The 14,093-nt window shown below is 62.4% G+C and carries 12 protein-coding genes and 1 pseudogene; 8 read left to right on the forward strand and 5 right to left on the reverse strand.

Going from position 1 to position 14,093, the window contains the following annotated elements:
- Positions 1-125 precede the first annotated feature (125 nt).
- Positions 126-1,070: an aliphatic sulfonate ABC transporter substrate-binding protein gene (locus tag AO064_RS20180; RefSeq protein WP_064054418.1), complete on the reverse strand. Its 945-nt coding sequence runs from the start codon at positions 1,068-1,070 to the stop codon at positions 126-128.
- Positions 1,071-1,315: 245 nt separating this feature from the next.
- On the opposite strand from AO064_RS20180, the gene AO064_RS20185 reads away from it, so the two are divergent.
- From AO064_RS20185 to AO064_RS30400, 5 genes and pseudogenes are all read left to right on the forward strand, one after another.
- Positions 1,316-2,254: an aliphatic sulfonate ABC transporter substrate-binding protein gene (locus tag AO064_RS20185; RefSeq protein ID WP_064054419.1), complete on the forward strand. Its 939-nt coding sequence runs from the start codon at positions 1,316-1,318 to the stop codon at positions 2,252-2,254.
- Positions 2,251-3,576, forward strand: coding sequence for an LLM class flavin-dependent oxidoreductase (locus AO064_RS20190; RefSeq protein WP_064054420.1), 1,326 nt, complete (start codon positions 2,251-2,253; stop codon positions 3,574-3,576). Before AO064_RS20185 ends, AO064_RS20190 begins: the two co-directional genes overlap by 4 nt.
- 305 nt (positions 3,577-3,881) lie before the next feature.
- Positions 3,882-4,001, forward strand: a pseudogene (locus tag AO064_RS31850) (ATP-binding cassette domain-containing protein); the annotation flags it as partial.
- 218 nt (positions 4,002-4,219) lie between these two features.
- On the forward strand, positions 4,220-4,996 hold the full coding sequence (locus AO064_RS30750; protein ID WP_122313613.1) for a Fic family protein: 777 nt from the start codon (positions 4,220-4,222) through the stop codon (positions 4,994-4,996).
- Positions 4,912-5,571, forward strand: coding sequence for a Fic family protein (locus tag AO064_RS30400; RefSeq protein ID WP_167355337.1), 660 nt, complete (start codon positions 4,912-4,914; stop codon positions 5,569-5,571). Before AO064_RS30750 ends, AO064_RS30400 begins: the two co-directional genes overlap by 85 nt.
- Before the next feature lie 10 nt (positions 5,572-5,581).
- Here AO064_RS30400 and AO064_RS20205 read toward each other — a convergent pair whose 3' ends face one another.
- Positions 5,582-6,124: an acyl-CoA thioesterase gene (locus tag AO064_RS20205; RefSeq protein ID WP_012724856.1), complete on the reverse strand. Its 543-nt coding sequence runs from the start codon at positions 6,122-6,124 to the stop codon at positions 5,582-5,584.
- A gap of 109 nt (positions 6,125-6,233) precedes the next feature.
- On the opposite strand from AO064_RS20205, the gene AO064_RS20210 reads away from it, so the two are divergent.
- Positions 6,234-7,193, forward strand: coding sequence for a GlxA family transcriptional regulator (locus AO064_RS20210; RefSeq protein WP_012724855.1), 960 nt, complete (start codon positions 6,234-6,236; stop codon positions 7,191-7,193).
- A gap of 170 nt (positions 7,194-7,363) precedes the next feature.
- On the opposite strand, the gene AO064_RS20215 is transcribed toward AO064_RS20210, so the two are convergent.
- Together AO064_RS20215 and AO064_RS20220 are read right to left on the reverse strand one after the other, a co-directional pair.
- Entirely contained in the window at positions 7,364-7,750 is a 387-nt protein-coding gene (locus AO064_RS20215) for a hypothetical protein (protein ID WP_043205513.1), read from the reverse strand.
- 145 nt (positions 7,751-7,895) lie between these two features.
- The gene (locus AO064_RS20220) at positions 7,896-8,618 is read right to left on the reverse strand and encodes a pirin family protein (RefSeq protein WP_046036771.1); all 723 of its coding nucleotides are present in this window, start codon (positions 8,616-8,618) and stop codon (positions 7,896-7,898) included.
- Between the two features lie 180 nt (positions 8,619-8,798).
- Between AO064_RS20220 and AO064_RS20225 the strand changes: the two genes are divergently transcribed.
- A complete protein-coding gene (locus AO064_RS20225) occupies positions 8,799-9,749 on the forward strand; it encodes a GlxA family transcriptional regulator (RefSeq protein ID WP_043205512.1) in 951 nt (316 codons plus the stop codon).
- Between the two features lie 95 nt (positions 9,750-9,844).
- Entirely contained in the window at positions 9,845-11,368 is a 1,524-nt protein-coding gene (locus AO064_RS20230) for an ATP-binding protein (RefSeq protein WP_064054422.1), read from the forward strand.
- Here AO064_RS20230 and AO064_RS20235 read toward each other — a convergent pair.
- Entirely contained in the window at positions 11,315-14,077 is a 2,763-nt protein-coding gene (locus AO064_RS20235; RefSeq protein ID WP_064054423.1) for an ATP-binding protein, read from the reverse strand. The two genes, AO064_RS20230 and AO064_RS20235, sit on opposite strands and share 54 nt — an antisense overlap.
- Between the last annotated feature and the right edge of the window lie 16 nt (positions 14,078-14,093).

Consider the following 14,093-nt stretch of genomic DNA (forward strand, 5'->3'; position numbering starts at 1 on the left):
CCCCCCAAATCCCTGTCGAATTCCGGCCAGCGTGTTTGACGGGGCGCCTGAGATCAAAAGCTAGATCAAGATCAGGATCAAGATCAACAGCGGCTCGCTTCGCATCGTGGTTACCTGTTACGGGCTCAAGGCTTCCAGGTTTGTACATCCTTGGCGTCCACGGCCTTGGGCAACAGCCCTGCCTTGAAGAATGCATCGGCGATTTTCTGCTGCTCGCCCAACTGATCGATCGTCACCGGTTGCACCTGATAACTGCGGTGCGCATTGGCTGCTTCAACCGTGGCCACATCCAGATTGCCCCACAGCGGGCCAAGCATGTTGGCCGCGTCTTGCGGGTGGGTTTTCACCCATTGGCCGGCCTTTTCCAGCTGTGCATACACCACGTTCAACACGTCTGGATGCGCCTTGGCGTACGGCGTGCCGGTCAGGTAATAACGCTTGTAGCTGGCCAGCCCCGTGCCGTCCGCCAGGGTGCGTGTCGGCAGTTGACGTTGCACGCTGGTAAGGAAGGGCTCCCAGGTGACCCAGGCGTCGACCTTGTTGTTCTCGAACGCTGCGCGACCGTCGGCGGGTGACAGGTAGGCCGGTTCGATATCCGAAAAGGCCAGCCCCGCCTTGGCCAGCGCGGCGATCAGCAGGTAGTGCGTGCCGGCCGCCTTGGTCACGGCGATCTTTTTGCCCTTGAGGTCCGCCAGCTGCTGGATCGGTGAGTCCTTGCGCACCACGATGGCCTGGGCGGAAGGCGAGGCTGCTTCCTGGGCGAAGTAGGTGAGCTTGGCCTGGGCCGCCTGGGCGAAGATCGGCACGGTGTCGGCCACGTCGGCGCTGATGTCGACGTTGCCCACGTTCAACGCTTCCAGCAGCGGCAGGCCGCTGGGGAACTCGTGCCAGCTCACGTCGATGTTGTCGGCCTTGAGGGCTTTTTCCAGGGTGCCCTGGGTTTTGAGCAGGGTGATCAGCGTCGAGGATTTCTGGTAACCGATGCGCACGGTTTCCTGGGCCTGCGCACTGACTGCGACGGCAAAGGCCAGCAACCCGAGGACGGCGGCGAGGGGGCGACGTAGGGACATGGTGAGCTCGATCTCTAACAAAATAGCCCTGAGCTTAAAGTTCTAAAAACCATTCGTTAAATACTCTTTGGCTCTTAGCTTAGGGCGCTTTTTCCGCGTTCTGACGAATTGGGCATAACGATAGAATTATAGGGTTCTTTCATAATTTCTCGTCATTAATATAATCGAATTAACTTTACTGCCAGGCCCTGCGCGGTTTTTTGGCATATGCAGCTGTCTTCTTCTCACCCACGCCAAGGCCTTTCATGACGTTCAAGAAACTAATCGTCGCCGCCAGTTTGCTGTTCGCTGCTGCGCTGGCCCATGCCGAGCAAACCCTGGACATCAGTTACCAACGCTCGTCCACCTTGTGGATTTTGCTCAAGCAGAACGGCCAGTTGGAGCAGCGCCTCAAGCCCTTGGGATTCACCGTCAACTGGCATGAATTCAGCACCGGCCTGCTCAGCTCGTTGAACGCCGGCAGCGTCGACCTGCACGCCGATGTGGCCGACGCCTTCGCGCTGTTCACCCAGGCCGCCGATGCACCGCTGACCTATTACGCCCAGGAGAACTCATCGCCGGGCGCCCAGGCGATCATCGTTCCGGACCAGTCGCCGATCCACAGCATCGCTGACCTCAAGGGCAAGACCGTCGCGGTGTCAAAGGGCTCGGGCAGTAACTTCCTGCTGATTTCCGCCTTGAAAAAGGCCGGGCTGACCCTGGCCGATATCACCCCGCGCTATCTGGAAGCACCGGACGGTGGCGCGGCCTTCGCCAATGGCAGTGTCGACGCCTGGGTGATCTGGGACCCGTTCCTCGCCTCCCAGCAACTGGATCACCACGTGCGTGTGATCGCCGACGGCAAGGACGGCCTGGCCGACTACAACCGTTTCTACCTGGCCACGACTAAGTTCGCCAAGGCCCACCCGGACGTGTTGCAGGTGACCTTCGACACCCTGCGCGAGACCGGCCAATGGGTGAAGGTCCACCCCAAGGAAGCCGCCGACATCCTCGGCCCGCTGTGGGGCAATATCGCACCGGCCACCGTGGAGCGCGCCAATAGCCGACGCAGCTACGACATCATTCCGGTCAAGGTGGAAAACCTCGCCGAGCAGCAGCGCATCGCCGACACCTACTACACCGCCAAGCTGATTCCCAAGCCGTTGAAGGTCAGCGCCATCAGCGTGTGGACACCCAAGCCATGAGCCGCCAAATCCATTTATCCGCGTTCCTGTTGAGTGGGCCGGTGGTGCACAGCCATGCGGTGTGGCGCCACCCGGAAACCGTCGGCAATTACCTCGACCCCGAGTACTACGCACGGGTGGCCAAGGTGGTGGAGGAAGGGCTATTCGACTTCCTGTTCTTCGCCGACCGCCTCGCGGTGGGCGATCAAATGGGCGGCTCCCGCGCGTTCGCCTTGCGCTATGGCGCCCAGGACGCTACGCGCCTGGACCCGTTGCCGATCCTCTCTTACTTGGTCGGCAAAACCAGCAAGCTCGGCCTGGGCGCGACGCGGTCCACCACTTATTACGAACCGGCGCACATCGCCCGTGAATTCGCCACCCTGGACCACCTGTCCAAGGGCCGCGCGGCGTGGAATATCGTCACCTCGATGAACGACAGCGAAGGGCGCCTGTTCGGCAAGGACAAGCACCTGGAGCACGACCTGCGCTACGACCGCGCCGATGAGTTTGTCGAAGTCGCGCTGAAACTGTGGAACAGCTGGGGCAAGGACGCGCTGAAGCTGGATCGCGAAAGCGGTGTGCTGGCGGACCCGGAGTTGATCCGTTCGGTGCAGCACCAGGGCGAATGGTTCAAGGTTGAAGGCCCGCTGAATATTCCGCGAACGCCCCAGGGCCGACCGGTGCTGATCCAGGCCGGTTCGTCAGGCCGTGGGCGGCGCTTCGGCGCGCGTTGGGCCGAGGCGATCTTCACCATCCATCCGCATTTGGCGGCGATGCGTGCGTTCCGTGATGACGTGCGCGCCCAAGTGGTGCAGCAAGGCCGTGACGCCGACAGCTGCAAAGTACTGACGGCGGTGATGCCGTTCATTGGCGGCAGCGAAGCCGAGGCCCGCGCCAAGCGCGATCAGCACAACGCGTTGGCCCGGCCGGAGTTGGGGCTGGTGACACTGGCTTCGCAGCTGAATGTGGACCTGTCGCCATTCCCGCTGTCGGCGACGCTGGCCGAGATTGCCCAGTCGCCGCGGATCCCTCCGGCCGCCGCGGAAAAGCTCTTGATGCAAGGCCCGCAAACCACTCTGGAACAGCTGGGGCGAATCTTCGCCAGCAGCGTGCGCGTGCCGCAATTGGTGGGCACCGGGGCGCAGATTGCCGATCAATTGGCCGAGCTGTTTGAGCAGGGCGGTTGCGACGGGTTTGTGATCTCTCCGGGGTACCTGCCGGGGTCGTTCACCGAGTTTGTCGAGAGCGTGATTCCGCATTTGCAGCGCAAGGGCTTGTTTCGCACCGCGTATGCAGGGTCGACGCTGCGCGAGCACCTGGGCCTCGCCGAGCTGCAGGGTTGAGCAGCTATTCATCCTGTAGTGAGCGGGCTTNGCCCCGCGCCGGGCTGCGAAGCAGCTCCACTAAGATCGCCGCGTTCTTTCAGGTAACACGTGGTGTGGGGTTTTAGGGCCGCTTCGCAGCCCAGCGCGGGGCAAGCCCGCTCACCACAGCAAGCCCGCTCACTACAAAGAATGGTGAGCGGGCTTCATTACTGAGTTGATAAAAGGGATATTTTCTGGCATCGGCTGGTACCTGCAATGGGCCCAAGGGTGGGCCGNCCTACGCAAACATGTACGCCGCATTACTGATCATGGCACTTGCCTGGGCACTGCTCGGGCCTTCGGGCTGCGGCAAGTCCACCTTGCTGCGCCTGGTGGCCGGCCTGGAACCGGCGGACTCCGGCCGGTTGCTGGCCGACGGTGAAGCCATCACCGGCCCGGACCCGCGTGATCGTGTTCAGCGACCGTCCGGCCAAGATCCAGGCGCAATTGACGATTGACCGGCCTTACCCACGGCACCGGGATGATCCTTATCTGGTGGACCTGCGACGGCAGATACTGGGCCTGCTGGGGCTGGGGGAGAGTTGGTGAAAGGGTATAAGCCTTGACACGCTGAAGCGAGCGCGCAACGATCAACTCAATTTTCAGAAATTGAGTTTCAGCGATGGCTAAAGTCCACAAGCCGATCGATTTCAACCTCCTGCTGAATCAGTACGGCATGGAGGTATTTGAGCTTGCCCGTACCTACAAGGCGGTCGATGACAAAGGTCGCTACCTGCATTGGGACGAATTTCGCCGGTACCCGTCGCCGGGTGTGAAGAAGGAGGTCGCGTGGGCAGCGATCAAGTTGTCGCGGGCGTGTGGCAGCAAGTCCCTCGAGCTTCGCAGCGAGTGCGGCAGCCCGTTTTTTCTGTACACCACCGATTTCTGCGACGCCGTGATCCATGCTATCGAGCAGGTCACCTCCCGGTTGGGCGGGGCGGCGGCGTCTTCCCCGCACTATCGAGACAACGCCAAGTACCTGGTTGATGCATTGATGATGGAAGAGGCCATCTCCAGTGCGCAATTGGAGGGGGCGTCGACGACCCGTAAAATCGCCAAGGACATGCTGGCCAAGGAGCGTGCGCCCCAGGATGATGATGAGCGGATGATCCTCAACAACTATCAACTGATGAAGCATGCCAAGTACAACAAGGACGAAAGCCTGTCCGTGGCATTGATCTGCGAGTTTCAAAGCATCGCAACTGCGGGTGTCGATGAAGAGGAGGCGCATCCTGGCCATCTCCGTGAGGATGACGACATTTTTGTCGGTGGCCCAGGTGATGAAGTCGTCCACCAACCCCCAGTGCATCGCTGTTGCCTGCCAGGCTCGAGGCGCTCTGCCGGTTTGCCAATGAACGGCACGATGGCCAGGAGGGCAGGCCCTTCATCCATCCTGTGATCAAGGCCATCATCCTGCATTTCATGATCGGTTATGAGCATCCCTTCCGGGACGGCAATGGGCGTACCGCGCGCTGCCTGTTTTACTGGTTCATGCTCAAAAATGGCTATTGGCCGTTTGAGTACATCTCCATCAGCACGTTGCTGAAGGAGGCGCCCATGCAATATGGGCGCTCGTACGTTCATACCGAAACCGATTCGTACGACTTGACCTATTTCGTGATTTATCAGCTGCGGGTGATCGAGCGGGCCATCAACGCATTCATGCACTACTTCGAGCGCAAGCGGCTGGAAGCGGTTGAGCTGATGGCGTGGGTGCAGATGCTGCAATTGAACGATGGGCTGAATTATCGGCAGGGTCACTTCTTGAAGAAAGTGCTGCAGCACCCTGGGCGCATCTTCACGCCCAAGGAGCTTACCCATGACTATGATATTTCGGAAAATACCGCCCGCAATGATCTGGAAAAAGGCGTCGCCATGAAGGTGCTGTTCAAGGTGCAAGAGGGCAAAGGTTTTCTGTACATTGCCAGGGAGGACGCCGAAGCCAACTTGAAAAAATTGGCCGGCGCTCGTTAACCGCCCGCCCTCACGCCTGCTCCTCCCCCCGCAACTGCACACTCATCTGATCACAGCTGTGCGCCCAGTCGCTGAGCCATTGCGGCATTGGCGGCGACGTCTCATCCAAACCCAGCTCGCGCACAAAATCACTCGGGGGCAGGGTGCCTTTGGCCGAACGGAAGAGCCCGCGCATGACCACCACGCCGACCACGCGGCCGTTGCTGACAAAGCGGTGTTCCATCAGGCTCCACTTATGGTCCCAGCCGAGCATGCGGGTGTGCACCTCGAACACTTCAAACAGCTTCAACTCGCGGCGGAATTTGCCCCAGGTATCGCCCACGATCGGCAGCGCCTTGTTGCGCAACGCCACGCGAAACGCGCCGGTGCGCAACACGAAATCCATGCGTGCAACATCCGCCAGGGAAAAGTAGCGGCCATTGGTGACGTGCCGGTTGAGATCCAGGTCCAACGGCCAGACGCGCATGCGCACCACGGTGGTGGCCAGGCCATGGGCCGGTTTGCGCCAGGGGCGCCGGGACAGCATGAAGAGCAAGCGAAACCAGAGATTCATAAACACGCCAGGCAGTTGATTAATGGCTGCACTGTAAGGGCGCGGAATCGGCTAAGGTAGGTGCGCAAATGACTTATTACATGCGAAAAGCGCAATCCGGGTTTCTTTTATGCACATCACCTTGCTCCTGGCTGAACGTTGTTCCGCCGCCAGCGCCACCCTGGCGGTGGAGATGCTCAGCGCCGCCAACCTGTTTGCCGACAGCCCACCTTTTGAAGTCGTGGTCGCCTCCCTGGACGGCCAGGCCGTGGAGGCTTGGGGCGGCCAGCGCTTGCAGGTGGACCGCGCGGTGACGCAGATCGCGCAGACCGACCTGGTGCTGATCCCAGGTTTTCTGTTCACCTTGAAAGAAGCCCTGCCGAGCTTTCCCGCCTACGGCCCCTGGTTGCGCGAGCAGCATGCACGCGGCGCGGTGTTGGCTTCGATGTGTACCGCGACGTTCTTACTGGCCGAAACCGGTGTGCTGCAAGGCCTGCGCGCCACCACCCACTGGGCGTTCGCCGAGCTGTTTCGGCGTCGCTACGCGGACGTGAGCCTGGATGACGCGCAGCTTCTGTGTGAAGAAAATCGCGTGATTACCTGCGGTGGCGCCAGTGCGGCGATGGACTTGATGCTGCACCTGATTCGGCGTTTCGGCTCGCCGGAACTGGCCCACACCTGTGGCAAATACCTGTTGATCGATACTGTGCGCAGCGAACAGTCGGTGTACGCCATGTGGTCGCTGCCCAAAAGCCATGGCGACGGCGAGATCCTGCGGGTACAGCACTGGCTGGAGCAGCACTTCGCCGAGCCGCTGGTCATCGACGCGGTCGCCCAGCGCTTCGGTTTTGGTGTGCGCAACTTCAAGCGGCGCTTCAAGGAGGCCACCGGCTATACGCCGATTGCCTACCTGCAAACCCTGCGCCTGGAACGGGCCAAGCAGATGCTTGAGTCGACCCGCATGACGCTGGAAAGTATCACCTACGCGGTGGGCTACGAAGACAGCAACTCGTTCCGGCGCCTGTTCCAGCAGCGGGTGGGCCTGTTGCCGGCGGCGTATCGCAAGAAATTCCTCGCCCATCCGGTTTGATTCAACGACGCAGCTGCGCTTCGCCCTCGATACACGCGACCAAAAACGCCCTCACCACAGCGTATCGAAACGCGGCAACCGATCGACAGGGCGGCGCTGTGGGGAGAAACAACAGACGAAAAAAAACCGGCTGATCAGGCCGGTTTGGGGTTCCCGCAAACAGCGCGGGATTATGCGTTGTTGCCCTGCAGACGATCAGCACCGCCTTCAGCCAGACCGCGTTCCTGCAGACGATCAGCACCGCCTTCAGCCAGGCCACGTTCCTGCAGACGATCAGCACCGCCTTCAGCCAGACCACGTTCCTGCAGACGATCAGCACCGCCTTCAGCCAGGCCACGTTCCTGCAGACGATCAGCACCACCTTCAGCGACACGGCGTTCCAGCAGGCGATCGGAACCCCCTTCGGCTACGCGGTTGCCTTGCAGGCGGTCGGCGCCACCCTCTGCCACACGACTGTCGATCAGGCGATCCGCACCGCCTTCAGCGACAACAGGGTGAGCAAATGCGTTTGCAGCGAGTACCGAGAAAGCGAGGCTAAGCAAGATTTGGCGTTTCATGAGAGTGTGCTCCGAGTGTTTTAGTTTGGATGTTGCTGGTATGGGTTTGATGTTACGCGTTGCATTTTTTTAGAGAACTTCATTGCGCTGATGGTGACTATCGATGCCAGCGATGGCCCGGTACACGGGGCCATCGCAGCGCCCGTCATGGCATCTGCGGCAGTTCCTGCGGGCGCAGGTCGAACACCAGCACTTCGGCGTCCTCGCCCTGGCTCAGGCGGATCTGCCGCTCATCCCGCACTCGGGCGCCATCGCCTTCCTGCAAGCGCTGGCCGTTGACTTCAACGCTGCCCTGGGCCACATGGATGTACACATGGCGATCTGGCGGCAGGTCGAGGGTGGCGGTTTCATCACCGTTGAACAGTCCGGCATATACCCGTGCGTCCTGGCGCACGCTGAGGGAACCGTCATTGCCGTCCGGCGAGATGATCAACTGCAAGCGTCCACGTTTCTGCGCCTCGCTGAAGTGCTCCTGCTGATAGCGCGGTTCGGCGCCAGCCACGGCAGGCACGATCCAGATTTGCAGGAAGTGCACGCCACGGCTTTGGCTGTGGTTGAACTCGCTGTGGGCCACGCCGCTGCCGGCGCTCATCAGTTGCACATCGCCAGGGCGGATCACCGAACCGGTGCCGAGGGTGTCCTTGTGTTCCAGCGCGCCTTCAAGCACATAGGAGAAAATCTCCATGTCGCGGTGCGGGTGCTGGCCGAAGCCTTTACCGGCGGCGACGCGGTCATCGTTGATCACCAGCAGGTCGGAAAAACCCTGTTCATTCGGGTTCCAGTAGTTGGCGAACGAGAAGGTGTGGAACGACTTCAACCAACCGTGATTGGCGGCGCCGCGTTCGGAAGCTTTGCGAAGAGTCAGCATGGTCTTGTCCTCAAGTGGGAGCGGGCTGCGAGATGCAGGGCTCCTGCGTTGAGAAGAAGATTAATGGTTACTGTAGAATTCATTAAGAAGATGAAAACTGAATAACTGTCTCATCTGAGTTGACAGTTTCGAACGTGTCATAATGCCCGCCGCATTCTTTCTCGATGGATCTTTGTGTTTATGAAAACCGTGGCCATGGCGCTGTTTCCGGACTTCCTCCTGCTCGACATGGCCGGGCCGCTGGAAGTGTTTTCGATTGCCAACCGCTACCTGCCGGCGGCGGCGCATTACCAGATCCTCACCCTCGGCACCGAACCTGGCCCCTTGCGTGCCTCCAATGGCGTCGTGGTGCAGGCCGACCTGTTGCTGGACCAGGCGCACGACGCCTACGACCTGTTACTCGTTCCCGGTGGCCCCGGCGCCTACAACGAATGCCACCCCGCGTTGTTGCCGTGGCTCAAAGAGGCTGCACCTCGCGCCACACGCTTTGGTTCGATCTGCACCGGTGCCTTTGTGCTCGGGCATGCCGGCCTGCTGGACAATCACCGTGTGACCACCCACTGGCACTACACCGAGCGGCTGATCAAGGCGTTCCCCAAGGCGATCGTCGAGACCGATCGCATTTACCTGCAGGACGGGCGGCTGATCACCTCGGGCGGGGTGACGGCCGGGATCGACCTGGCGTTATCGATCGTTGCCCAGGACCACGGCAAGCAAGTCGCGGTGGAAGTGGCCAAGGTGCTGCTGGTGGTGATGAAACGCCAGGGCGGCCAAGCGCAGTTCAGCCCGATGACGGCTGCCGTGGCACCCCAGGAAACCGCGATCACCCGCGTGCAGAACCACGTGCTGGCGCACCTGGACCAGCCGTTCACCATCGAATCCATGGCTGAGCTGGCCGGCATGAGCGCTCGCCACTTTGCACGGCTGTTTGCCAGGGAGGTGCAGATGACGCCGATGGCCTTCTTGCAAGGCGCGCGCATCGACCGTGCCCGGCAGTTGCTGGAGTCCACCGACCTGCCGCTCAAGACCGTGGCCTTCCACGCAGGCTTCGGCAGCGTGCGGCATATGCGCTTTCTGTTCAGTGAAAAACTCGGTCTCAACCCGACCCAATACCGACAACAGTTCAGTTAACGACAGAATGTCCGTCTGGCGCACTCGATTGTCCGTATCGCTCCCCGTGCCAGCATTGTCCTGTCATTGGTAGCTGGCAAGATAGCGTCAAGCCCATGGAAAAGGATGCGCAGGCGCCCAAGGCCGGGTGTTTCAGCGCGATGACAGACATGAACAACCCTCAGGCGATTGACGTTGATGGCACGGTGCGCTTCGGCATCTATGCCTTTCACCGGCAACAGCGGTTGGTCAGCAAGATAGGCTTGCCGGTGCCTCTGGGTGGGCGTGCGCTGGATATCCTCGCGGTGCTGTTGGAAACGCCCGGGCAGTACGTCAGCAAGTCCACCTTGATCGAGCGGGTGTGGCCGGACAGCGTGGTGGAAGAAAACAACCTGCGTGTGCACATTGCGGCACTGCGCCGCGCCCTCGATGGGCAACGCTATATCCTCAACGATCCCCTGCGTGGCTATTGCTTCGCCGCCAAGGTGCAGGGGGCCATGCCCGCCATGACACCCCGACACAACCTGGCGGCACGCCTCAGTGCGGTGATCGGCTGTGAGGCGTTGTTGGGCGTGCTGACGCGACGCCTGTCCGGGCACTGCCTGATGACCCTGACCGGGTGCGCCGGTGTCGGCAAGAGTACCCTGGCCCTGGCGTTGGCCGAACGGGTATTGCCGCGTTACCGGGACGGCGTGTGGTGGGTCGACCTGGCCACGGTGGAGGCGCCGATGACCATGCTGCGCCACCTGGCCACGGCGCTGCACCTTGAACCCAGCGCCAACGCCACACAGCTGTGCCGTCAATTGGCCTCCCGTCAGCTATTGCTGGTGCTGGATGGTGCCGACTTGCTGCTTGGCGCCTGCCGGCACCTGGTGCGCGTGCTACGTGAAACAGCCCCCCAGGTCAGCGTGCTGCTCAGCAGTCGTGAAGCCTTGCATGTCCCGGGCGAATGGGTGCAGCGCGTGCCCCGGTTGGCGGTGCCTGCACCGTCGGCGCTGGGCAGTGTCGAACACGCCATGGCCTACCCGGCTGTACAACTGTTCGTGGCGCGGGCAAGCGCCGGGCAACAGGGGTTTGTGTTGCGGCTCCAGGACCTGGCGCCGCTGCGCGATATCTGCCGACGCCTCGATGGTCTCCCTCTCGCACTGGAGCTGGCTGCGGCCCAAGTGGATGCCCTGGGCGTGCGTGGCTTGCAGCAGCAATTGTGCAAGGGTTTGCAGGTGCTGACCCGAGGCCGTCGCACGGCGGTGGAGCGTCACCAATCGCTGATCGCAGCCCTGGACTGGACCTACCAGCGGCTGAGCCTGCCGGAGCGCTGGCTGTTCTTGCAATTGGGGTTGTTCAAGATGGCGGTGACCTTACCCACCCTGAGCGAGCTGGTCGCTGGCTCGGAGCTGGAACATGCCGACCTGTCCTACCTGCTGGGGCGTCTGGTGGACACCTCATTGCTGACCCTTGAACCCGGCCCGGGCCATTCGCGTTATCGCCTGCTCAACTGCGTGCGCAGCTATGCGCTGGCCCACCTGCGTGACCCGGTGCAGGTGGCACGGTTGCAGCAGGGCGATGGGCATTATTTGGGGCCGTTCTCAGGCCGGCCGTTTGTCTTGCAACTCGTCGAGCAGGCGGCGTACGCGGACTAGGTCCGGGGTGGCAAAGCCTTCGGTAAAGCGCGCATGGACCGAACCCAGCACGTCGCGTGCAGCCTGCAGGCGACCTTGGGTCTGCCACAGCTGCGCCAACGACGTCGCGCAACGTAGCTCCCAGGCCAGTGCGCCTTGCTGGTGCGCCAGCCCGAGGGCGTCGAGCAGCAGCGTTTCGCTCGCACGGGGATCCGCGATGCTTGCGGCGCGTACCCGCAGGATTTCCGCTGCGCACCAGCCCGCGCCGCCCGTGCGTGCGCGTTCAAACCCTGGGTCATCCACGGTGTGTGCACCCAGCGTGATCAGGATGTCCTCGATCAGCCCCAAGCCTTGCAGATCCTGGTGCCCCAGGATGCCGGCATAGTGCCCCGCCCAGGTCTGAAACAACTGCACCGAGTGCTTGTGCGCGTGTTCCAGCAACAACGCTTGCAGGCTCTGGGCGGCGTGCTCGTCACCGTTGTAACGGGCGATGACCACGCCTGCCAGGGCCAGGGTGTAGCAGATGGAGGTGCCGTGATTGATCTGCAGCGCTAACGCCAACGCCTGGCTGGCGGTACGCCAGGCTTGCTCGGGAAAACCCTGCAGCCACAGGATCCGCGCCAACACCGTCAGTGAGGCCACGCTCTGGTCGTATTGCACGCCAATGCCGTGGGCGAACCGATTGAGGTGGCCGCTGTGCGCCATGCGTTGGATCACTTGCTCAGCATTGTGCCGGGCGAGCGCCTGATTGCCGTTGTAGTGCTGCGCCAGTACGCGCAGGCGCTGGGCACTGACGTCCAGTTGCGGGTCGGTGCGCGGGTCGAGGCGATCGAACTGCTCGCTCTGCGTCAGTGCCTGGCGATACAGGCCTGCACACAGGTTCACCGCCATATGCCCGGAGACCGCGCGCAATTGACCCGCGACGTCCTGGCGCTCCTCGGCCAGGCGGCGGGCGCTGACAAACGCGGCGATGGTCTGCGGGGCGCCGCCCATGGCGTGATAGGACAGGCTGCCCAGCGCCAATTGCAGTTGCATCGTCAAGCGCGGGCAGGGCGAGGCGGCCCGGCTCATCAGCGCCAACGCCTGGTCCACATACAACCGGTGCTCCCTGAGTAACGACAACTCTTGCCACAGTGGCATGGCGCTGACCGTCAAGCGGATTGCCAGCAAGTGTTCGCCCCCTTGCGCGAGCCCCCAGTCAAGGGCCGAGCGGATGTCTTCACGCAGCGGCGCATAGCGGTCGATCCAGGGTTGGGTGGCGATCAATTGCCAGTCCTCGCGCGCTTGCTCCATTAGCGCCAGGCAGCGCTCGGCATGGCGCCCGCGGGTGGCATCGAGCTCATCGGCGACGCTGAGTTTTTCCAGGGCGTAGGTGCGCGTGATATCCAGCAGGCGATAGACCATCTCGTCATCACCGACCTCCACATTGAGCAAGGACTTGGCGACCAACTGGGTGATTGAACCCAGCACCTCGGCGGGTGCGACCTGTTCCCCGGCGATCACCGCCGCCGCGCTGGCCAGGCTGAACCCGCCCCGGAACACCGCCAGCCGGCGCAGGCAGATCTGCTCGCAGGCCGTCAGCAGCTCAAAGCTCCAGTCCAGCGTGGCGCGCAGGGTTTGATGGCGGGGCAGTGCGTTGCGCCTGCCACGGGTGAGCAAGCGGAAATTATCCTCCATCTGCACCAGCAGTCCGGGCAGGCCAAAGCGTTCGATCTGCGCCGCGACCAACTCGATGGCCAGGGGGATGCCGTCCAGGCGTTGGCAGATATCAATCGCCAGTGGCAGTTCGGCTTCGCTTAATTCAAAGCTGTCCTGATGGGACATGGCCCGCTCGATCAACAGTTGCAGGGCCGGGTAGCCCAGCGCCTGGGCGCGGTTACCGGTGGCCGGAGGGCAGGCCAGCGGTTCCAGGCGCTGCACGTACTCGCCCTCGGCGCGCAAGGCCTCGCGGCTGGTGGCCAGGATGTGCAAGCGGGGCGCGTGGCGCAGCAGGGTTTCGCTGATCAGGGCGATGTCGTCCAGCAGGTGCTCGCAGTTGTCGATCACCAGCAGCAACTGGCGCTCCTGCAGGCTGCGCGCAAACGTGACCAGCGGCTCTTGTTCTGCGTGGGTGAGGTCGAGCAGGGCGGCGAGATTGGGCAGGATCATCGACGCCGCGCTGAGCGGCGCCAGGTCCAGCAGGCGTATACCGTCGCGGTAATGCCCGATCAGCAATTCCGCCACACGCAGGGCGACGGTGGTCTTGCCGATGCCGCCGGCGCCGGTCAGGGTGATAAAGCGTTGCGCGGGCAGATTCTGCACCAGGCTGTCGATCAGGGCCTGGCGGCCGATCATGCGGGTGCGGCGCAACGGCAGGTTGTGGCACGGGCGTTGGGGGGCGCCCTCGGTGGGTAGCGTCATCGGCTCGATGCTCAGTGGCGCAACAAAACTGTAGCCACGCTGGGCCACGGTGACGATATAGCGCTGCCCGGCCTGGCCATCGCCCAAGGCCTTGCGCAAGGCTGCCATGTGCACCCGCAGGTTGCCATCTTCCACCACGCTTTTGGGCCAGACACGGGCGATCAACTCTTGCTTGCTCACCACATTGCCGGCCTGCTCCAGCAGGATCAGCAGGATATCCACCGCACGTCGCCCCAGCCGCAACGGACGACCCGCCTCCAGCACCAGGCGTTGGCGCGGGTGGATGCGGTAGGGGCCGAAATGCACGGCCTGGTCGCTGAGGTCACTCATGGGGACCCTGTTCGTG

It is taken from the genome of Pseudomonas marginalis, assembly GCF_001645105.1.
Lineage (GTDB): Bacteria > Pseudomonadota > Gammaproteobacteria > Pseudomonadales > Pseudomonadaceae > Aquipseudomonas > Aquipseudomonas petroselini.